General features: G+C 73.2%; 21 protein-coding genes and 2 pseudogenes. 12 read left to right on the top strand and 11 right to left on the bottom strand.

Annotation, left to right across the window (positions count from 1 at the left end):
• Positions 1–396: pseudogene (locus AC07PV_RS24740) on the top strand (NIPSNAP family protein); the annotation flags it as partial.
• Positions 397–428: 32 nt separating this feature from the next.
• Positions 429–962: a hypothetical protein gene (locus AC07PV_RS24745; protein WP_218298073.1), complete on the top strand. Its 534-nt coding sequence runs from the start codon at positions 429–431 to the stop codon at positions 960–962.
• Positions 963–979: 17 nt separating this feature from the next.
• Here AC07PV_RS24745 and AC07PV_RS24750 read toward each other — a convergent pair whose 3' ends face one another.
• Complete coding sequence (locus AC07PV_RS24750) at positions 980–1,876, bottom strand: LysR family transcriptional regulator (RefSeq protein ID WP_218298074.1); 897 nt, start codon at positions 1,874–1,876, stop codon at positions 980–982.
• A gap of 211 nt (positions 1,877–2,087) precedes the next feature.
• Here AC07PV_RS24750 and AC07PV_RS24755 point away from each other — a divergent pair, with 211 nt between their 5' ends.
• Positions 2,088–2,825, top strand: a complete 738-nt coding sequence (locus tag AC07PV_RS24755; RefSeq protein ID WP_494631594.1) for an SDR family oxidoreductase — start codon at positions 2,088–2,090, stop codon at positions 2,823–2,825.
• 27 nt (positions 2,826–2,852) lie between these two features.
• Here the strand turns inward: AC07PV_RS24755 and AC07PV_RS24760 are convergent, their stop codons facing one another.
• From AC07PV_RS24760 to AC07PV_RS24770, 3 genes are all read right to left on the bottom strand, one after another.
• On the bottom strand, positions 2,853–3,242 hold the full coding sequence (locus AC07PV_RS24760; RefSeq protein WP_218341738.1) for a hypothetical protein: 390 nt from the start codon (positions 3,240–3,242) through the stop codon (positions 2,853–2,855).
• Positions 3,243–3,252: 10 nt separating this feature from the next.
• Positions 3,253–4,320: an SDR family oxidoreductase gene (locus tag AC07PV_RS24765; protein WP_494631583.1), complete on the bottom strand. Its 1,068-nt coding sequence runs from the start codon at positions 4,318–4,320 to the stop codon at positions 3,253–3,255.
• Positions 4,321–4,576: 256 nt separating this feature from the next.
• Complete coding sequence (locus AC07PV_RS24770) at positions 4,577–5,473, bottom strand: oxidoreductase (protein ID WP_494631584.1); 897 nt, start codon at positions 5,471–5,473, stop codon at positions 4,577–4,579.
• Positions 5,474–5,632: 159 nt separating this feature from the next.
• Here AC07PV_RS24770 and AC07PV_RS24775 point away from each other — a divergent pair, with 159 nt between their 5' ends.
• Positions 5,633–6,607 (top strand): LysR family transcriptional regulator, encoded by a 975-nt coding sequence (locus AC07PV_RS24775; protein ID WP_494631586.1) that lies wholly within the window; start codon positions 5,633–5,635, stop codon positions 6,605–6,607.
• Positions 6,608–6,644: 37 nt separating this feature from the next.
• Here AC07PV_RS24775 and AC07PV_RS24780 read toward each other — a convergent pair whose 3' ends face one another.
• On the bottom strand, positions 6,645–7,445 hold the full coding sequence (locus AC07PV_RS24780; RefSeq protein ID WP_494631587.1) for an SDR family oxidoreductase: 801 nt from the start codon (positions 7,443–7,445) through the stop codon (positions 6,645–6,647).
• Between the two features lie 143 nt (positions 7,446–7,588).
• On the opposite strand from AC07PV_RS24780, the gene AC07PV_RS24785 reads away from it, so the two are divergent.
• From AC07PV_RS24785 to AC07PV_RS24795, 3 genes are all read left to right on the top strand, one after another.
• Positions 7,589–8,512: a LysR family transcriptional regulator gene (locus tag AC07PV_RS24785; RefSeq protein WP_369643810.1), complete on the top strand. Its 924-nt coding sequence runs from the start codon at positions 7,589–7,591 to the stop codon at positions 8,510–8,512.
• A 148-nt stretch (positions 8,513–8,660) separates the two neighbouring features.
• Complete coding sequence (locus AC07PV_RS24790) at positions 8,661–9,386, top strand: aspartate/glutamate racemase family protein (RefSeq protein WP_494631595.1); 726 nt, start codon at positions 8,661–8,663, stop codon at positions 9,384–9,386.
• A gap of 112 nt (positions 9,387–9,498) precedes the next feature.
• Positions 9,499–10,545 carry a serine hydrolase domain-containing protein gene (locus AC07PV_RS24795; RefSeq protein ID WP_494631588.1) on the top strand — a complete coding sequence of 349 codons (1,047 nt, stop codon included), beginning with the start codon at positions 9,499–9,501 and terminating at the stop codon, positions 10,543–10,545.
• Between the two features lie 112 nt (positions 10,546–10,657).
• Here AC07PV_RS24795 and AC07PV_RS24800 read toward each other — a convergent pair whose 3' ends face one another.
• Positions 10,658–11,233 (bottom strand): DUF1439 domain-containing protein, encoded by a 576-nt coding sequence (locus AC07PV_RS24800; protein WP_492245223.1) that lies wholly within the window; start codon positions 11,231–11,233, stop codon positions 10,658–10,660.
• 76 nt (positions 11,234–11,309) lie between these two features.
• On the opposite strand from AC07PV_RS24800, the gene AC07PV_RS24805 reads away from it, so the two are divergent.
• On the top strand, positions 11,310–12,203 hold the full coding sequence (locus tag AC07PV_RS24805; RefSeq protein WP_369643688.1) for an AraC family transcriptional regulator: 894 nt from the start codon (positions 11,310–11,312) through the stop codon (positions 12,201–12,203).
• 70 nt (positions 12,204–12,273) lie between these two features.
• Positions 12,274–13,203: a DMT family transporter gene (locus tag AC07PV_RS24810; RefSeq protein ID WP_494631590.1), complete on the top strand. Its 930-nt coding sequence runs from the start codon at positions 12,274–12,276 to the stop codon at positions 13,201–13,203.
• On the opposite strand, the gene AC07PV_RS24815 is transcribed toward AC07PV_RS24810, so the two are convergent.
• Positions 13,200–13,451 (bottom strand): hypothetical protein, encoded by a 252-nt coding sequence (locus tag AC07PV_RS24815; protein ID WP_218298083.1) that lies wholly within the window; start codon positions 13,449–13,451, stop codon positions 13,200–13,202. The two genes, AC07PV_RS24810 and AC07PV_RS24815, sit on opposite strands and share 4 nt — an antisense overlap.
• Before the next feature lie 176 nt (positions 13,452–13,627).
• Positions 13,628–14,119, bottom strand: coding sequence for a GNAT family N-acetyltransferase (locus AC07PV_RS24820; protein WP_494631591.1), 492 nt, complete (start codon positions 14,117–14,119; stop codon positions 13,628–13,630).
• Positions 14,120–14,304: 185 nt separating this feature from the next.
• Here AC07PV_RS24820 and AC07PV_RS24825 point away from each other — a divergent pair, with 185 nt between their 5' ends.
• Positions 14,305–14,979: a DNA-3-methyladenine glycosylase gene (locus AC07PV_RS24825; RefSeq protein ID WP_492254166.1), complete on the top strand. Its 675-nt coding sequence runs from the start codon at positions 14,305–14,307 to the stop codon at positions 14,977–14,979.
• A gap of 9 nt (positions 14,980–14,988) precedes the next feature.
• On the opposite strand, the gene AC07PV_RS24830 is transcribed toward AC07PV_RS24825, so the two are convergent.
• Positions 14,989–15,864 carry a PA4780 family RIO1-like protein kinase gene (locus AC07PV_RS24830; RefSeq protein WP_494631592.1) on the bottom strand — a complete coding sequence of 292 codons (876 nt, stop codon included), beginning with the start codon at positions 15,862–15,864 and terminating at the stop codon, positions 14,989–14,991.
• Between the two features lie 177 nt (positions 15,865–16,041).
• On the opposite strand from AC07PV_RS24830, the gene AC07PV_RS24835 reads away from it, so the two are divergent.
• Positions 16,042–16,896, top strand: a complete 855-nt coding sequence (locus tag AC07PV_RS24835) for a DUF3617 domain-containing protein (RefSeq protein WP_492254168.1) — start codon at positions 16,042–16,044, stop codon at positions 16,894–16,896.
• A 22-nt stretch (positions 16,897–16,918) separates the two neighbouring features.
• Here the strand turns inward: AC07PV_RS24835 and AC07PV_RS24840 are convergent, their stop codons facing one another.
• Together AC07PV_RS24840 and AC07PV_RS24845 are read right to left on the bottom strand one after the other, a co-directional pair.
• Positions 16,919–17,680, bottom strand: a complete 762-nt coding sequence (locus tag AC07PV_RS24840) for a tRNA-uridine aminocarboxypropyltransferase (RefSeq protein ID WP_218298087.1) — start codon at positions 17,678–17,680, stop codon at positions 16,919–16,921.
• Positions 17,677–18,285, bottom strand: a complete 609-nt coding sequence (locus tag AC07PV_RS24845; RefSeq protein WP_218298088.1) for a class I SAM-dependent methyltransferase — start codon at positions 18,283–18,285, stop codon at positions 17,677–17,679. The genes AC07PV_RS24840 and AC07PV_RS24845 overlap by 4 nt, the downstream gene beginning before the upstream one ends.
• A gap of 120 nt (positions 18,286–18,405) precedes the next feature.
• On the opposite strand from AC07PV_RS24845, the pseudogene AC07PV_RS24850 reads away from it, so the two are divergent.
• A pseudogene (locus AC07PV_RS24850) lies at positions 18,406–18,572 on the top strand (helix-turn-helix domain-containing protein); the annotation flags it as partial.

Genomic DNA, 18,572 nt, shown 5'->3' on the forward strand with positions numbered 1-18,572 from the left:
GCGCTGCCCCAGCACGCGCGCGCGGCGCCGGGCGCCAGCGGCGCGGCCCCCGGCGTGGTGGCGGCCACGGTGTTTCACCTGCGCGAGGCCGCCACGCCCGCGCTGCTGGACTTCTGCCGCCACCGCATGGCGCCCACGCTGCAACGCGGGGGCGCGCGCCAGGTGGCCTGGTACTGCACCGAGACCAGCCCCAACACCTTTCCCCGCCTGCCCGTGCGCGAGGGCGAACATGTGCTGCTGGGGCTGGCGCTGTTCGGCCGCGAGGCCGCGCTGGAGGCGTTCACCGGCAGCACCCCCTGGGCGCGGGGTGTGGCGCCGGGCCTTGCCCCCTGGCTGGCCCGCGAACCCGAGACCCTGCGCCTGCAGCCCACCGCCCGCTCCGCGCTGCACGCCTGACGCCCCCCGCTTCACCGATGAAAGACCCCACCATGGCCACCCCGAACCTCATCACCATCCCCTCGCCCGCCGTGGCGCCCAGCGCCGCGCGCGACTTCGACTTCCTCATGGGCCCCTGGCGCATCCGCAACACGCGCCTGGTGCGGCGCCTGGCCGGCTGCACCGACTGGGAGGTGTTCGACGCCACCGGCACCGCCCGCCCCCTGCCCGCCGGCATCGGCAACTGCGACGACTTCACGCCCCTGGCCTGGAAGCCGGGCTTCGTGGGCATGACCCTGCGCGTGTTCAGCCCCGCCACGCAGCGCTGGAGCATCTACTGGCTCGACAACGCCACCGGCGGCCTGGACCCGGCCACGGGAATGCTGCAGCCCCCGGTGGTCGGCGGCTTCCAGGACGGTGTCGGCATCTTTGACGGCCAGGAGCTGTTCGAGGGCCGCCCGGTGCGGGTGCGCTTCGAGTGGTCACGGATGCACACCGGCGCGCCACGCTGGCAGCAGGCGTTTTCCGAGGACGGCGGCGCCACCTGGGAGGTGAACTGGGTGATGGAGTTCACGCGCCCGGTGTAGGCGCGCTCCGGCCGTTCTCAGCGCGCGGCCGACATCACCCCGGCCAGCCAGTCCACGAAGACGCGCACGCGCGGCGACAGCTGGCGGCTGTGCGGGTACAGCACCGACACCGGCATGGGCGCGGGGCGAAACGGCGCCAGCACCTCGCACAGGCTGCCATCGGCCAGCCGGGGCGCGATGTGGTAGCGCGGCACCTGGATCAGCCCCAGGCCCGCGGCGCAGCAGGCGTGGTACGCATCGGCATCGCTCACGGCCACGGGGCCCTTGAGCTGCACGCTTGTGGCCACGCCGTCCACGATGAAGTCAAAAGGCAGGGGCTTGCCCGTGCGCTGCGAGAGGAAGTTGACGGCCCGGTGCCCGCGCAGCGCCTCCACGGTGGCGGGCGTGCCGTGGCGCGCCAGGTACCCGCGGCTCGCGCAGGTCACCTGCTGCAGCAGTGCCACGCGCCGCGCCACCATGGTGGAGTCGCGCAGCTCGCCGCCGCGCAGCACGCAGTCCACGCCCTCGCGCACCAGGTCCACCAGCCGGTCGCCCATGCCGATCTCCAGTTCCACCTCGGGGTAGCGCGTGCAGAACTCGCCGATGCGCGGCAGCACGAAATGCCGGGCCAGCGTGCCCTGCAGGTCCACGCGCAGCTTGCCACGCGGCGCGCTCGCGGCGTGGCCGAATGCCGCCTCTGTTTCCTCCAGGTCGGCCAGCAGACGCTGGCAGCGCTCGTAGTACGCCTGCCCGTCGGGCGTGGTGCTCACGTGGCGCGTGGTGCGCTGCAGGAGCCGCGTGCCCAGGCGCTTTTCCAGCGCCTGCACCGCCAGGGTCACGCTCGCGCGCGGCAGCTGCCGGTCTTCGGCCGCGCGGGTGAAGCTGCCCAGTTCGACGATGCGCGTGAAAAGCTGCATGGATTGAAAGCGGTCCATCGCGAAGGGCTCCCGGTGGGTCTTGATTGTTGTTCTGTATTGAACAGTGAAGTCAATTCTAGGTATTTATAAATTTTCGCAACAACAGAACAATACCGCTGCCACACGCCGCCACCGGGTGGCGTCCCCTCCCCACCGCACCAGGAGCCTTTCCATGCAGCCGCTGTCCACCACCCCTTCCTCCTACTCCTCTTCCCGAGAGTCCGCCCCCATGGGCCCGCGCACCGCGATCGTCACGGGCGCGTCGCGCGGCATCGGCGCCGCCATTGCCCACCGGCTCGCGCGCGACGGTTTCCGCGTGGTGGTCAACTACGCCGGCCGCACCGAAGACGCCCAGGCCGTGGTGCAGGCGATCACCGCAGCGGGCGGAGCGGCCGTGGCGGTGCAGGCCGACGTGGCCGACAGCGGCGCCGCGCGCCAGCTTTTCGACGCCGCCGAGCAGGCCTTCGGCCGCGTGGACGTGCTGGTCAACAACGCGGGCGTGATGCCATCCACCCTGCCGCACCTGGCGCAGACGGACGACGCCACCTTCGACCGCGTGGTCGCCATCAACCTCAAGGGCACGTTCAACACCCTGCGCGAGGCCACGCACCGGCTGCAGCCCGGGGGGCGCATCGTCAACTTCTCGACCAGCCTGGTCGGCACGGCCCTGCCGGGCTATGCCGTGTACGCCGCCACCAAGAGCGCGGTGGAGACCCTGACCAGCGTGCTCGCCAAGGAACTGCGCGGCCGGAACATCACGGTGAACGCCATCGCGCCCGGCCCCACGGCCACCGCGCTGTTCCTGGACGGCAAGACGCCCGAGCTGATCGGGCGCCTGGCCCAGGCCAACCCCATGGAGCGCCTGGGCACGCCCGAGGACATCGCCAGCGCCGTGGCCTTCCTGGCCGGGCCGGACGGCGGGTGGATCAACGGGCAGACCCTGCGCGCCAACGGCGGCATGGTGTGACGGCGCGCTCCGCGCGGGCCCCGGCACCTACGCCGGCGCGTGGATCACCGGCGCGCCCCGCCCCAGCGGATCGAGCGCCACCGCCAGCCGCGGGGCATCCGCCAGATCGGGCCGGCCCGTGCCGCCCAGGTCTTCCAGCGCGGTGAACTGGCCGTCCAGGAAGAGGAAGCTCGTCGTGCGCGCGATGTGCGCCAGCGCCTCCCGCGCACCGGCGAACCCGCTGCCCGTGGCCTGGTCGCCGTCGAGCAGGTAGGCGTAGGTGCCGCCGTCTCCCTCCTGCGACAGGCGCCCCAGGTCCACGAGCTTGTGCCTGACGTTGCTGGCGTACACGCGGCCCTGCAGCGCATACAGCACGAAGCGCGCGCCCGCGGGCGCCGGGGAGGGCGAGGCGGCGGTGGTGTTGGTGGAAACAGGCATGCCGGGCTCCTCACGATGAACGGCGGCGGGCGGCCCACACGCCAAGGCCCAGGCCGACCACGCCCAGCACGGCCACCAGGCCCATGCCGTGGCGCCGCGCATCGCGCTGGCCGCCATCGATGGCGGTGCCGCGCGACGGTGCGAACAGGTTGCCGTCGCTGCGGGGCGCGGGCCGGGCGCCGCGCAGCGCACGCTCGGTCACCCAGCGCATCGCGGCGCCCAGGCGCTGCGGCGCCAGGGCATGGACCACGCGGCCCGGCGCCGCACCGGCGCCCAGCCAGGTCACGGCCCTGGGCCGGTCGGCCAGCGCGGCCACCGCCTGGGCGACCCGGCGCGGATCCAGCAGCGGAATGCGGGGCTGGATGCTGCGGCCCGTGTAGTTGGCGCCGTGCGAGAGGCCCGGCGAATCGACGAAGGTGGGCGCCACGTCGCACACATGGACCCCCGGCAGGTCCGACACCTCGGCGCGCAGCGCCTCGGAGAGCCCTCGCAGCCCGAACTTGCTGGCCGTGTACGCGGCCGCATATGGCGACGGCAGCCAGCCGCCCACCGAGATCATGTTGATGAGCGTGCCCTGCCCGCGTTCGCGAAAGTGCCGCAGCGCCGCATGCGCGCCATGCAGGTGCCCGAGCAGGTTGGCCTCCAGCACGCGGCGGTGCGCGGCCAGGGGCGTCTGGTCGAACCGCCCCACCGCGCCCACGCCCACGCCGTTGACCCAGACGTCGATGTGGCCATGGTGGCGCAGCGCCGTATCGGCCAGCCGGGCCACGGCATCGGCGTCGGTCACATCGGTGGGCACGCCCAGCGCCGCCGCCGCGCCCGCGTTGCGGCAGGCCATGGCCACCGGGGCCAGCGTGTCGGGGTTGCGCGCGGCGAGCACCAGGCACGCGCCCCGCCGCGCGAACGCGAGGGCGGTGGCGTGGCCGATGCCGCTGGACGCGCCGGTGATGACCACCACCTGCGCCGGGGGCGGCGGCAGCGGCACGGTGGCGGCATCGGCCGGGGAAACGGGATCGGCCGGCGCGGCCGAGGGAGCGCCCGGGAGCGCGGCGGGGGAAGCGGGGGAGGAAGACACCATGGCAGAAGAAAAGCGCTTGCTGGAGGACTGGGGAATGGCTGGCCCACGGGCTGGCGGCAATGCGGCAAGCCTGTGCCAGTTGTAGATCGTCCGCCGGTCCGGCGCTGTAGGACGGCTGCCAGAAAGCCTTGCGGACAGGACAGCACCGGTCGCGGCGGGCGGGCCGGCGGATCCGAGCCCCCATGGCATCCAGCGCTGTCTCCGCAATGCCCCAATGCTATTCATTCAATAGCGAACGCAGCCAGTGGCCGCCCCTTCACGCCACGGCCGTCCCGGCAGCCTGGGGAAAGTCCGTCGACGCGGCCACGGCGCTCCACTGCGCGGTCTCGGCGGCCACCCGCGCATGCTGCTCGGCGATGGTGCGCAGCGTGTCGGAGCCCAGGGGCAGGCGCACCGGCGGCATGGGGCTGGCCACCAGCTGCAGCAGGGCGCGGGCCAGCCGCGCCGGGTCGCCGGGCTGCTTCAGGTTGATGCCGGGCACCGCCTGGCGCACCACGCCCGCGCTGGCCGCATAGTCGTCCAGCACGCGGGGCGAGACCGCCAGCGACGCGCCATCCAGGAACTCGGTGCGGAAGTACCCCGGCTGCACCGCCGTGGCATGGATGCCCAGCGGCGCGAGCTCGGCGTGCAGCGCCTCGGTGATGCCTTCCACCGCGAACTTGGTGGAGCAGTACAGGCCAAAGCCGGCACTCGAGCGCACGCCCCCCAGGGAGGAAATGTTGATCACGTGCCCCGCGCGGCGCGCCCGCATGGCCGGCAGCACCGCGCGCGTGACGTTCAGCAGGCCGAACACGTTGGTGTCGTACAGGCGGCGCACCTCGTCGGCGGTGGCTTCCTCCACCGCCCCCATCAGGCCGTAGCCCGCGTTGTTGACCAGCACGTCGATGCGGCCGAAACGCGCGAGCGCGGCCTGGACGGCGTGCTGCGCCTGGGCCTCGTCGGTCACGTCCAGCGCCAGGGGCAGCAGCGCGCCCCCGCCGCCCAGGCGCTGGCCGACGGCGGCGGCATCGCGCGCGGTGGCGACCACGGCATCGCCCTGGGCGAGGGCCGCTTCGGCGATGCGCGCGCCCAGGCCGCGCGAGGCGCCGGTGATCAGCCAGACGCGGGAGGGTGAAACGGTGGTGGTGGTGGTGGTCGTGTCGGCAAATGCCATGGCGAATCCTTCGGGGGTTCAGGGGTGGTGGATGGGCTGGGTGGGCGCCTTGGCGGGCCCACGGGGGTGAACTGTAGGGAGCCCATTGACATAGGACTAGCCCATAATTCATGGATACATTCACAAGCAACGCTTGCCAATCCACTCCCCAACCCCACCATGGCCATCAACGAACTGCGCGCCATCGCCAACTTCGTGAAGGCGGCCGAACTGGGCAGCCTGCGCCAGGCCGCCGCCACGCAGGGCATCACGCCCCAGGCCTCCAGCCAGCTGCTGGTCCAGCTCGAGGCGCACCTGGGCGTGCGGCTGTTTCACCGCACCACCCGCAGCCTGAGCCTCACCGAAGAGGGGCGCCAGTTCCTCGCGTCGGCGCAGCCCGGCCTGGCCACGCTGCAGCACGCCGTGCAGGGCGCACGGCGCGGCCGGGAAGAGATGGCGGGGCCGCTGCGCATCGTGGCGCCGCGTTCCATCCTGCTGGAGGTGATCTGGCCGGTGCTCGACGCGTTCTGCCGCCGCCACCCCCGGGTGGAGCCGGACGTGCAGCTCGACGACCGCATCGGCAACTGGGTGGAAGACCGCGTGGACGTGGGCTTTCGCTCGGGCTATCCGCCCGAGGGCGGCGTGGTGGCGCGGCGGCTGCTGGCGCTGCAGCTCATCGTGTGCGCCGCGCCGTCCTACATCGCACGACACGGCGCGCCCGCCAGCATCGACGCGCTGGCAGCCCACACCTGCAGCGGCTTTCGGCACCCGTCCACGGGCAAGCCGATGCCGTGGGAATTCAAGGTGGGGGACGACATCGTCTCGCACGCCATCCCCGCCGCGTTCTGCACCAACGACATCGAGGTGGAAACCCGCGCCGTGCTGGGCGGGCACGCCATCGGCCAGCTGGTGGGCCCCACGGCCGCGCCGCGGGTGCGCAGCGGGCAGCTGGTGCCCCTGCTCACGCAGCACGTGGCCGAGCACCTGGGCCTGTACGTGTACTACGGCAGCCGCACCGCGCTGCCCGCCCGCGCGCGCGCCTTCATCGACCTGGCGGTGGAGATGGTGGCGAACAACCCCGCCCATGCGCTGACGCCGCAGGAGCTGGCGGCATCCCCCGGCCGCAAGGCCCGGCCGCGCAGGGCCAAGGGCTGAGAAAGAGAAACCGCCCCGGGCTCGCCCGCGCCGCGGCTCAGGCCGCGAAGCCGCCGTCGATGAGCAGGCTGGCCCCGGTCACCATGCCCGACTCGGGCCCGGCCAGGTAGGCCACCATGCCGGCGATTTCGTCGGGGTGCGCGTGGCGGCCGAGCGCCATCAGGCCGTGCATGCTGCCGGCCATAGGGCCGTCGGCGGGGTTCATGTCGGTGTTGACGGGACCGGGCTGCACGTTGTTCACGGTGATGCCGCGCGGCCCCAGGTCGCGCGCCAGCCCTTTCGTGAGGCCCACGATGGCGGCCTTGCTCATCGCATAGACGCTGAACCCGGCCCATGGCACGCGGTCGGAATTGGTGCTGCCGATGGTGATGACGCGGCCGTAGGCGCCGCCCTGGCCCATGTGGCGCGCGGCGGCCTGCGTGGCCACGAACACGGCGCGCACGTTCACGTCGAGGGTGTGGTCGAAGTCCGCCAGCGCGAAGCTGTCCAGCTCGCCCGCCACCGCCACGCCGGCGTTGTTGACGAGGATGTCCAGGCGGCCCAGCGTGCGCGCCGCGCCGTCGATGGCCTGCGCGAGCGCCTGCGCATCCGCGCTGTCGGCCCGCAACGCCAGGGCCTTGCCGCCGTCCGCCTCGATGGCGGCCACCAGCGCCTGGGCGGGGGCTTCGGAGCTGCTGTACGTGAAGGCCACGGCCGCGCCATCGCGTGCCAGGCGCCGCACGATGGCCGCGCCAATGCCGCGCGCGCCGCCGGTGACGAAGGCGGCCTTGCCGGCCAGCACGCGTGAAGCAGCGGCGGGCCCGGGGGCGGGGGGTGTGGTGTGGGGCACGGAAGACATGGTGTTTCTCCAGAAAAAGTGATGGTGAAGAGGAAGCGGTTCGTGGCAGAACCGGGAACACCTGCAGTGTCGGAAAACCATTGCACGGGCGGTAGCCATGAATGGGCTGGATCTATTTCAACCAGCAGTTGAAAATGTGGGCCATGCAGCCCCTGAGCCATCTCGAGTCCTTCGTCCAGTCCGCCGAGTGCGGCAGCTTCTCGGCCGCCGCGCGGCAGATGGGCCTCACGCCCGCCGCCGTGAGCAAGAATGTGGCGCGCCTGGAGGCCAGCCTGGGCGTGCGGCTGTTCCAGCGCAGCACGCGGCGCCTCACGCTCACCGAGGGCGGACAGCGCCTGCTTGCGCAGATCGGCCCGCCGCTGACGGCGCTGGCCGATGCGGTGGACCACGCGGCCGAGGCCGAGCAGCAGCCCGCGGGCACGCTCAAGGTGAGCATGGGCCAGGCCTTTGGCCGGGCCTACCTGGTGCCGCTGCTCACCGAGTTCTTGCAGCGCTACCCCGCCATCCAGCCCGACTGGCGCTTCGAGAACCGCCAGGTCGACCTGATCGGCGAGGGCTTTGACGCGGGCATCGGCGGCGGCCTGAACCTGAACCCCGACATGGTGGCGCGCACGCTGGGCCCGATCCACCTGGTGGTGGTGGGCTCGCCCGCGCTGCTCAAGGGCTGCAAGGCACCGCGCCACCCGGCGGACCTGGCGCGGTGGGACGGCATCGCGCGCCGCGCCATCCGCACGGGGCGCATCCCGGTCATCACGCTGCGCAACAGGGCGGGCGAGGCCGCCGCGGCCGAGTTCCGCCCGCGCGCCGTGTTCGACGACCCCGAAGCCATGTGCCAGGCCGCGCTGATGGGCCTGGGCCTGGCCGTGCTGCCCATGCCGTTCGCGCAGCCCTGGCTGGCCAACGGCGGCCTGGTGCGCGTGCTGCCCGGCTGGTGGGCAGACGCCGGCCCCACCTCGCTCTACTACCCTAGCAAGAAGCTGCTGCCCGCGCGCACCCGGGTGTTCGTGGATTTCGTGGTGGAGCAGTTCGCGCAGCGCGGCTTCGCGCAGCGGGTGCGCGGAGACTGACCCGCAGCGCCCGCGCGCAGGAGGCCGTGGCCCACCGGGCATGGCCGCGTGGGAAGCGCTGCTGGCATCATGGCGCCTGTCCGCCGACACGGCGCCCTCCGGCCACCCGCCCAACCGCATGACCGCTTCCATCACCCCCGCCCCTTCCATGCCTTCCGGCGCCGCGCCGCTGCACATCGGCATCGTGGGCTGCTCCGCCGAGGGCGCGGCGCTGTGCTACCGCACCATCTGCACCGAAGGTGCCGCGATCCTGGGCCAGGCCCATGCGCACCCCGAGGTGTCGATGCATACCCCCTCGCTGGCCGCCTATGTCGACTGCCTGGAGCGGGGCGACCTGCAGGGCGTGGCCGACCTCATGCTGGCATCGGCCCGCACGCTGGCACGCGCGGGCGCGGACTTCCTGGTCTGCCCGGACAACACCATCCACCAGGCCTTCGACCGCGTGGCCCCCCACTCGCCGCTGCCGTGGCTGCACATCGCCGAGGTGGTGGCCGCCGAGGCGGCGGCGCGGGGCCACCGGCGGCTGGCGCTGACGGGCACGCGCTGGCTGGTGGACAGCAGCGTCTACCCCGACAAGCTGGCCGCCCAGGGCCTGGCCTGCGTGCGCCCCACCGAGGCCGAGCGCACCGAGATCAGCCGCATCATCATGGACGAGCTGGTGCCCGGCGTGGTGCGGCCCGAGGCGGTGGCCACGTTCCAGCGCGTGATCGCGCGCATGCAGCGCGAAGAGGGCTGCGATGCCGTAGTGCTGGGCTGCACCGAGATTCCGCTCATCATCAGCGACGCGAATTCCGCGCTGCCCACGCTCGACTCCACGCGGCTGCTCGCACGCGCGGCGCTGCGCAGGGCCGTGGGCAGCGGCGGCAGGGCCTGAGCACAGGCGCGCGGCACTGTCCCCCGCCGCGCCGCCTTTGTTCTTTGGCCGGCGCAAAGGTTGCGGCGCCTACACTGCGCGCACCGTCCGTTCTTCGCCCGAAGGAGCCCGCATGCGCCCCCGCTGGACCCGCCGTTCGACCTGCATCGCCCTGGCCCTGCCCGCCTGCCTGGCCGCTGGCGCCGCGCTGGCCCAGCCGGCACCCGCCGCCGCCTGGCGCGAAGCCCCGGCCCCCGGCGAGCAGGCACTGGATGCCGCCGCCTTCCAGGGGCCCGATGCCGCGCTGGCCCGCGAGTTCACCGACGTGCAGAGCGCCGTGGTGGTGCTGGACGGGCGCGTGGTGTACTCGTTCTACCGCGACGGCGACGCCGAGAAGCTGCGCGACACGCAGTCCGCGTCCAAAAGCGCGCTGTCGGTGCTGCTGGGCACGGCCCTCGCGCAGGGCCGCATCGCCAGCGTGGACCAGCGCGTGGTGGACCTGGTGCCCGAGTGGGCCGGAGCCCACAGCGACCCGCGCGCGGCCGCCATCACGCTGCGGCACCTGCTCACGCTGACGGCGGGCTTCGCGGTCCGCGACGCCATCGGCACCGCCGCGCCGCTGCGCCCGCGCGATGCCTGGGCACGCCCGCTGGCCAGCGCCCCGGGCCAGGCCTTCGCCTACGACAACTCGGTCGTGCCGCTGCTCGTCGCCGTGCTGGAGAAAGCCACGGGCATGCCCCTGGCCGACTACGCGCGCCAGCAGCTGGTGGGCCCCCTGGGCTTCGCCGAGCCGTCGTACCGGCAGGGCCTGCACCTGCGCACGCTCGACATGGCCAAGCTGGGCCAGCTCTACCTGCGGCATGGACGGTGGAACGGCCAGCCGCTGGTGCCCGAGGCGTTCGCCGATGCGTCGGTGAAGGCGCAGAACGCGGGCGGCCCGCCGGTGGGTCTGTCGTACGGCTACCTGTGGTGGGTGGTGCCGTCGCCAGCGCCGCGCCCGACCTTCCTGGCCAGCGGCTACGGCGGCCAGTTCATCTGGGTGTACCCACCCCTGGACCTGGTGGTGGCCACCACCTCCACGGTGTCGCCGGACAGCCACCGGCGCGGCCATGCGCTGCAGTGGATCCGCACGCAGGCGTTCGCGGCGGCCCAGCAGCGCGCGCAGGGCGCGCCGCGCTGACCCGCGAAAGCCGTCCAGGGAATTTCAGGCAAAAAGGCCTTCAGCGCTTATCCATTCAGCGCTAATAGCTATATTTTTAATAGCAAATGTAGACAAATGCGGACGACGGCGCTCAAGGCTGCGGCTTGTTCACGAAGGCCACCACCAGTCCCCGGGCCGTCACGGTGATGGGCCCCGGCTGCAGGCCCAGGCCGTCGAACACGGCCGTTTCCTGCGGGCGCAACTGGTGCAGCACCACCTCGCGCAGCGACTGCTCGGCGAGCACCGGGCCGTAGGCGTTGAGCATCTCGTTCACGGCCGGCTTGAGGCTCGGGAAATCCAGGCGCCCCAGCCGGATCTGGTGGGCACGCACCGTGCGGTCGCCGGCCTCGTAGCGCAACGCGAATTCCACATCGAACGTGCCCGCATGGCTGCGGCGCAGCGCCGGGCCCGCGACCTCCACGGCCATGGTGGCTCCCAGCCGGTTGGCCTCGGGCAGCAGGCGCAGGCGCGGCGCCTGCACGGCCAGGTCCACCAGCCCCTGCACCGGCACGCTGCGCGGAAACTTCTGCGCCACGGCCTCCTGCAGCTGCCCGAGCGGCACGGTGTAGCTGGGCTGGGCCCGGGCGGCGCGCAGCCCGGCCAGGGCGGAGGCCCCCCCGGCCAGGCCCCGCAGCGCGGTGCCCAGGAATCTTCTGCGGTGCACCATGCGTGCGCTCCTTTGCTGCGGTGATGGTGGTGGTGGGATCGGCCCCGGGCGGCGCGGGCCCGCAATAATCGGCGCCATGACGCCCCCGCCCGTGCACCATTGCCAGGTTTTTGCCTCGCCCTGGCAAGGTGTGTACTGCACACGCGCCGAAAGTTCCCGCCGCTACGGCAAGCACTGGCACGCAGTCTACGGGCTGGGCCTGCTGGACGACGGCGCGCAAAGCTCGGCCAGCGGGCGCGGGCCGGTGGATGCCTATGCGGGCGACCTCATCACCACCAACCCGGGCGAGGTGCACGACGGGCAGCCGCTGGGCAGCGCATCGCGCCGCTGGCGCATGGTGTACATCGAACCGGCGGTGCTGCAGGCCCTGGCCGACGACGAGGGCGCCGTGGCGGGGCAGGCCGGCATCGCGCTCACGCGCCCCGTGATCCAGGACGCCGCCCTGGCCCGCGCGCTCCACACCCTGGTCGCGCGCATCGCCCTGTGGAATGTGGTGCAGCCGCCGGCGCCGCCCACCGCAGCGATGGCCGGCGCCGTGGACCGCCTGGCCTGCGAGGAGTCGCTGGCCCAGACCTGCGCCCTGCTGCTGCAGCGCCACGCCAGCACGCCCCCGGCAACTGCCCCGCGCACCGCCCACGCCGCGCCCGCGCTCGGGCAGGTGCGCGACTGGCTGGCCGACGCGCCCCTGGCGCCCCCCACGCTCGCGCAGATGGCCGCCTTCGCCGGGCTCAGCCGCTACCAGCTGCTGCGGCGTTTCGCCGGCACCTACGGGCTGCCGCCGCACGCCTGGCTGCTGCAGCAGCGCGCCGAGCGCAGCCGCCACCTGATCGGCCAGGGCGTGGGCCTGGCCGATGCGGCGGCGGCCAGCGGCTTCGCCGACCAGAGCCACATGACGCGCATGTTCACGCGGCAGTTCGGCTTCACGCCGGGCGCGTGGCAGAAGGCCCGGCGCGGCCCGGCGGCGCAATAACGTTCAAGACGCGCCGCGCCAGACGCCGCAGACTGGCCGCTGATTCACCACTTCGGCAGGGTTTCCGGTCATGTCAGATTCACTCAAGGGCCAGCTGCTGTGCAGCCTGGCGATGGTGCTCGTGGGCAGCACGGTGGTGGCCAGCAAGGTCATCGGCCAGGACATCGAACCTTTTCTCGCCACCGTGCTGCGGCACGCGCTGGCGCTGCCCGTGTTCTTTGCGCTGATGCGCTGGCGCGGCCAGCGGCTGCCGCGCGTGGGCCGGCGCGACGCGGTGCTGCTCACGGTGCAGGCGGCTGCGGGGAGCGTGGGGTACTCGGTGCTGCTCATCCTGGGCGTCACGCTGTCGAGCGCATCGGACGCGGGCATCGTGGCGGGCACGCTGCCTGCCGCGGCCGCGCTGCTCTCGGCCGTGGTGCTGGGTGAGCGGCCCGCGCTGCGCCTGGTGCTGGCCATCGGGCTGGCCACGCTGGGCGTGATGGCCGTGGCTTTCTCGCCCGGCGGCGGCGGGGCCAGCCCCGCGCGGCTGGCGGGCATCGCGCTGGTGCTGGCCGCCGTGGCCTGCGAGGCGGTCTTCATCCTGGCCCACAAGCGCCTGGCGCGGCCGGTGCCCGCGCTGGCGCTGTCCACCCTCATGTCGGCGGGCGGCCTGCTGCTGTCGGCCCTGCCCGCCGCGTGGCTGGCGTGGCGCGCCGCCACCCCCCTGGCCTTCGGCGCGCCCGCGCTGGCGGGCGTGCTGTACTACGCGTGGGTGCCCACGGTGGGCGGCTTTCTGCTGTGGTACGCCGGCAGCACGCGCACCAGCGGCGTGCGCGCCTCGCTGGCCACGGTGTGGCTGCCCGTGTCGGCCCTGGTGCTGTCGGTGCTGCTGCTCGGCGAGTCCGTGCGCCCCTGGCAATGGGCGGGCCTGGCCTGCGTGCTGCTGGCCATGGTGCTGGCGGCCAGGGGCGCCCCGGAGCGGGCGACGGCGCGCGGGGAACGGGCCACCCGGCGCGCCTAGCGCCCCACCACCGACCAGCCGGCCTGCTGGTTGGTCTTGTCATTCTCGTACTCCCACGCGGTTCCGCAGCGGTCGCACACGTAGCGGGTGATGGTGACGGAGCCGTGGTCGCGGTCTTCCTTGCGATTGCCCCGCTGCACCAGTTCGGCATGGCCCGGCGCCTTGCGCCAGTTGCGCTGGATGCCCTGGCAGGGCTCGCACAGCGCCATGGGTTTGAGTTCGTTCTGTCGCGCCAGGTCTTTGGTCATGGGGGGGCAGCCTTGGGGGCCGTGGTGTCGGGGTGGGATTGCATGCTGCGGGGCGGCTACTGTAAGCCACCCGCGCACGCCCGGGCGAAACACGGCGCCCGAACCACTCCCCGCCACAGGCTCGGCAGCGCGCCGGCGCTGGATGGATCGGCACAGCAAGCTATCAAAACAAGAGCTTAATGCGGCCCCAGCAGCTTGGCCATGCGCGCATTGCGCAGCACCACGCCCTGCCGCTCGGCGTGCTGGCGTGCCAGGACCTCGAAGCCGCTGGCGGCGAAGAAGGCCTCGGCGGCCAGGCTCACATCGGCATGCAGCCGCGCGATGCCGCGCCGCGCCGCCTGCGCGTGGATGTGCGCCATGAGCGCGCGGGCCACGCCCTGGCCGGCCCAGTCGGGCGCGACGAAGAACTGGTCGATGTACCCCGTGGGCTGCAGGTCGGCAAACCCCGCGATGGCGTTGCCGTCCGCGGCCTGGGCGACGAAGGGCTGGTTGGCCCGCATGCGGGCGGCCCACTGCGCGGCGTCGTGCTGCGGAGGTGCCCAGGCCGCGAGCTGCCCGGGGGTGTAGTGCCTCGCGGCCAGGCCGTGCACCGACGCGTGGAAGACGGCGTGCAGCAGGGCTTCATCGCCGGGGCGAAAGTCGCGGATGAGGATCTCGGGCAGGGGCATGGGCGTGAAGGCGGACGGGGGGCAGAGGCAGGAAAAGCGCGCGATTGTGCCGCACGCCGGGGGCGCTGCGGCCCGACGGGACGCACCGGCGCTGCCTCGGGCTGCGGGGACGTAGGCCGTGGCGCACGGAAGCCCGGGATCACCCACCGCGACGCCCTCCCCGGCGCCCCGATAGCATTGCCCGCATGCCCCGCGCCCCTTCGCCCGCCCTGCACCTGCCCGCAACACCCCCGCCCGGCCCGCCGCTCGTGCGGGCCGCCATCGATTTCGCGGCCCCCGCGCACGAGGTGGCGCGGCGCCTGATCGGCGTGACGCTGCTCGTGGACGGCGTGGGCGGCCGCATCGTGGAGACCGAGGCCTACGACCAGTCGGACCCGGCATCGCACACCTTTGGCGGGCCCACCGCGCGCAACGCCGCCATGTTCGGGCCACCGGGCTGCGCGTACGTGTACCGCTCGTACGGCCTGCACTGGTGCATCAACACCGTGTGCCGCGAGGCCGGGCACGGCGCCGGCGTGCTGCTGCGCGCGCTGGAGCCCACCCACGGCATCGGCACCATGCAGGCGCGGCGCGGGCTGGAGGACGTGCATCTGCTGTGCGCGGGCCCCGGGCGCCTGGCCCAGGCGCTGGGCATCGATGCCAGCTTCAACGGACGGCCGCTGCACCTGCCGCCATTCGCGCTGCTGGAGCCCGATGCGGCCGGCGCCCCCGGCTGCCACCCCGTCGGCGTGGTGGCCGGCCCGCGCATCGGCATTTCCAAGGCGGTCGATGTGCCGTGGCGCTTCGGGCTTCGCGGGTCGCGCTACCTGAGCCGCGCGTTTGCCGCTCCGGCGGGCGCTGGCGGGCACGGCCGCCGCTGAAAGGACGCCTCAGCCCGCGGCCATGCGCAGCCTGCGCGCCGCGTCCTCGGCCCGCGCATCGTCGATCTCGCGCAGCACCGCCTGCATGTCCACGTCGGCATGGTCCGGCGCGTAGCGGCCCGTGAGCGGCGTGGCGTTGTCGAGCAGGCCGCTCTGGAACAGGCTCCAGATCTCGGGGCCGTACTGGGTGCTGCGCAGCTCGGGCGCGAACTGGCCGAAGAAGTCGCGCAGGTTGGCCACGTCGCGCAGCAGCATGCGCTGGGCATGGTTGTTGCCGGCGGCGTCCACCGCCTGGGGCAGGTCGATGATGACGGGGCCATCGTGGCCCCCTTCGCCATCAGCACCGGGCAGGTGCGCCAGCAGGATGTTGAACTCCGACAGGTCCCCATGCACCACACCCGCGCACAGCATGCGCACCACCTCGGCCACCAGCGTGGCGTGGTGGGTGCGCGCGTCCTCGGGCGTGAAGCTCACGTCGTTCAGGCGCGGCGCGGCGTCGCCGTGGGCGTCGGTCACCAGCTCCATCAGCAGCACGCCGTCGTGAAAGTTGTAGGGCTGCGGCACGCGCACGCCCGCGGCGGCCAGGCGGTACAGCGCATCGACCTCGGCGCTTTGCCAGGCGGCCTCCTGCTCCTGCCGGCCGAACTTGCTGCCCTTGGCCATGGCGCGGGCCGAGCGCGAGTTCTTGACCTTGCGGTTCTCGGTGTAGTCCACCGCCTGGCGGAAGCTGCGGTTGTTGGCCTCTTTGTAGATCTTGGCGCAGCGGGTGTCGTCCCCGCAACGCACCACGTAGACCATGGCCTCCTTGCCGCTCATGAGCTGCCGGACCACGGTGTCGATCAGGCCTTCCTCGATGAGGGACTGGAGTCTGGGGGGTGCTTTCATCGGGCCTGTGCGCTAGAGGGGAAGCGGACCATTGTCGCCGCATGGCCGGTGCACGGCCTTGGCGGGTGGGGGCGGGCGCGGCGGACGCCACGTGCTGAACGACAATCCGGCGGCTGCCCGCCCCCGTGGGCACGCCATCCCTTCCCCGCCGCGCCCAGCTCCCCGGAGACCTTCCCCATGCCCTTCGCCATTGCGCCCCCAGCCCCTGCCCTGCGCGCCGTCTTGCTCGGGTGCCTGCTGGCCTGTGGGTGCGCCGGGGCCGCGCAGCCGGCGGCGGCGGCCGGGTTCCGCCCGGGCGCGTACGCCGATGCACTCGGCGGCCCGGCGGTGGTGTGCGTGACCTCGGAGCACATGGCCCGCCTCACGGCCGCCGCCTGGAAACTCGCCCTGCAGCAGCGCGGCGTGGACTGCACGCTCAGCGAGTCCGCCCGGCCGATGCCCGGCCACGAAACCTGGGCGGCCAGCTGCACGGGCCCGGCCCTGGGCGCCAGCGCCCCGCACCGCTACCGGTTCACGGTGCACGCCGACGGCGACCAGCTCGTCATCGACAGCAGCATGGCGGCTTCCGCGGGCCCGCCGATGATGATGACGAAGAAGGCCTTTGCCGGCAGGTACCAGGGGGCGTGCGCGCCCGGCCACCCGCCCCTGGACGTGGAGGCCTACCTGGACGGCATGCACGGCAGCAAAGGCACGCCCGCGCAGGCAGGCGCCCGCAAGGCGGTGGCCCTGGACCTCATCCGCTGCGGCCATGTGTTCAACGGGCTGTCGCTCGGCGTGGCGAAACCCCGGCAGGAAGGCATGCGCGCAGCGGCGGCGGCGATGATCGCGGCCGCCGTGGAGCTGCACCCCGGGGAGGGCGGCTTCCACCTGGAAGCGCTCAGGCAATCCGCGCCCGAGGTGTCCGCCGAGCTGGTGGGGGCGCCCGCGGAGAAGAAGTTTGCGCTGTACCAGTCGTGCAGCCCGTACCTGGAGCCGGAGGGTGTCGCGCGGGCCGTGCAAGGCCGCATGGCGGCGGACGCGGCCGCACGCTAGGCCCGTGGTACGCGATGCGCGGCTACAGCGCCCCCGCGTCCCGGGCGCGAAGCGCGGCCAGCCGCTGGTGCACCGCGTCGCCCGCATCCACGGGCCGCTGGTGCTTGGCCTCGAGGTAGTGGGTGGTGAACACGTCCAGGTACGCCTCCAGCGCCTGCGCGGCATGTGCCTCGCCCGCCAGCTCCAGGCACAGGGCGCCGACCTCGGACGTGCAGAAATGGTCCCTGCGGGTGGACCGGCGCAGGTGGTAGCGCGAGAGCTGCTCGGGCTGCAGGCTAAGCACGGGCAGGAGGTCGAGGTACGGGCTCTTGCGGAACATCTTGCGGGCCTCGGGCCAAGTGGCGTCGAGCAGCACGAACAGCGGGCGCTTGCCTTCTGGCATGGCCACCTGCGTGACCACGCGCCCGGGCGCCACGAACTCGCCAGGGAACACCACATACGGCTGCCACTGCGGGTCGGACAGCAGCGCCAGCAGGCCGGGGTGCACCTCGGTGCGGGCCCAGCCAAAGGCAAACGTGTCGGGCACCACGTCGGCGATCAGCCAGCCCGTGTTGCTGGGCTTGAGCGGTTCGATGTCGGCCATCAGCAGGCACATGCCCGCGCGCGTGGGCAGCACGGGCCGCAGCGCGCAGATGCAGTGGCTGGGCACCAGGCGGCAGCCCGCGCAGCGCTCGCCCCTGGGGCCGCCCCGGGCCAGGAAGGGCTTGGCGCTGCGCGCCAGGCGCTCGGCACGCAGGCGCGCCACCGCGTGCGGCGCGGCGGGGTTCGCGGGGGAATGCGTCACTGCCCGCCCGCCTGTTCCAGGGCAAACAGCGGCACCTGCGCCTGCCGGCTCAGCCACACGCCGCCGCCCAGTTCGATCGCGCCCTCCTGCAGGCCGCGCCGGTACAGCTCGGCGCGGTGGCGGAACAGGCGCGGATCGGTCAGGTCCTCGTCGATGATGTCGCGCTCGTAGTCCTCGCGCGAGACGGCCTCCACGTACAGCGCGCCGCGGCTCAGGCGCCCCAGGTTGTGCAGCGCGGCCTTCAGGTCCGGCGGGCTCAGGTAGGGCAGCACGCCCTGGCAGATGACGAGGTCGAACGGCTCGCCGGCCGCATAGTCCACCACCGAGCCCTGCTGCCATCCGAAGCGCTCGCACAGGTAGGCGCTGAACTCCACGCCCTGGTAGGTGGCCAGCGGGAAATGCCGCGCCACGATGTCCTTCCACAGCCCGATGCCGCAGCCCACGTCCAGCACACGCTGCACCGGCACGCGCAGGTACTTGAGGTAGCTGCACACGAACGTGCCCAGGCGCTCGACATGGTCCGGGTCCACCACGCTGGTCTTCTTGTCGAAGTAGTAGCGCTGGTAGTAGGCCTCGTCGAAGGTGGTGGCGCTGGCGGATTTCAATGGGGGTCCTTGTGTCTAGGCCGTGGGGGCCCCCCGCGGCGGCCGGGGGCGTGAAGCGGGCGAGTATCCCCCACCCGGCCGCGCACGGCCCTGGCGCACGGCTGCGTGTAGGCTGTCGCCATGGATTCGCTGATCACCGCCGCCGCACGCGCGCTGGCCGCCGGGGACCCGCTGGGCGCGCTCAAGCGCGTGGCGCTGCGCGACGACCCACCCGCGCTGGCCCTGCGCGGCATCGCCATGGCCCAGCTGGGTGAGCTGGCCCGCGCGCGCGACCTGCTGCGGCAGGC

The sequence above is a fragment of the Acidovorax sp. GW821-FHT09A11 genome (assembly GCF_059418365.1).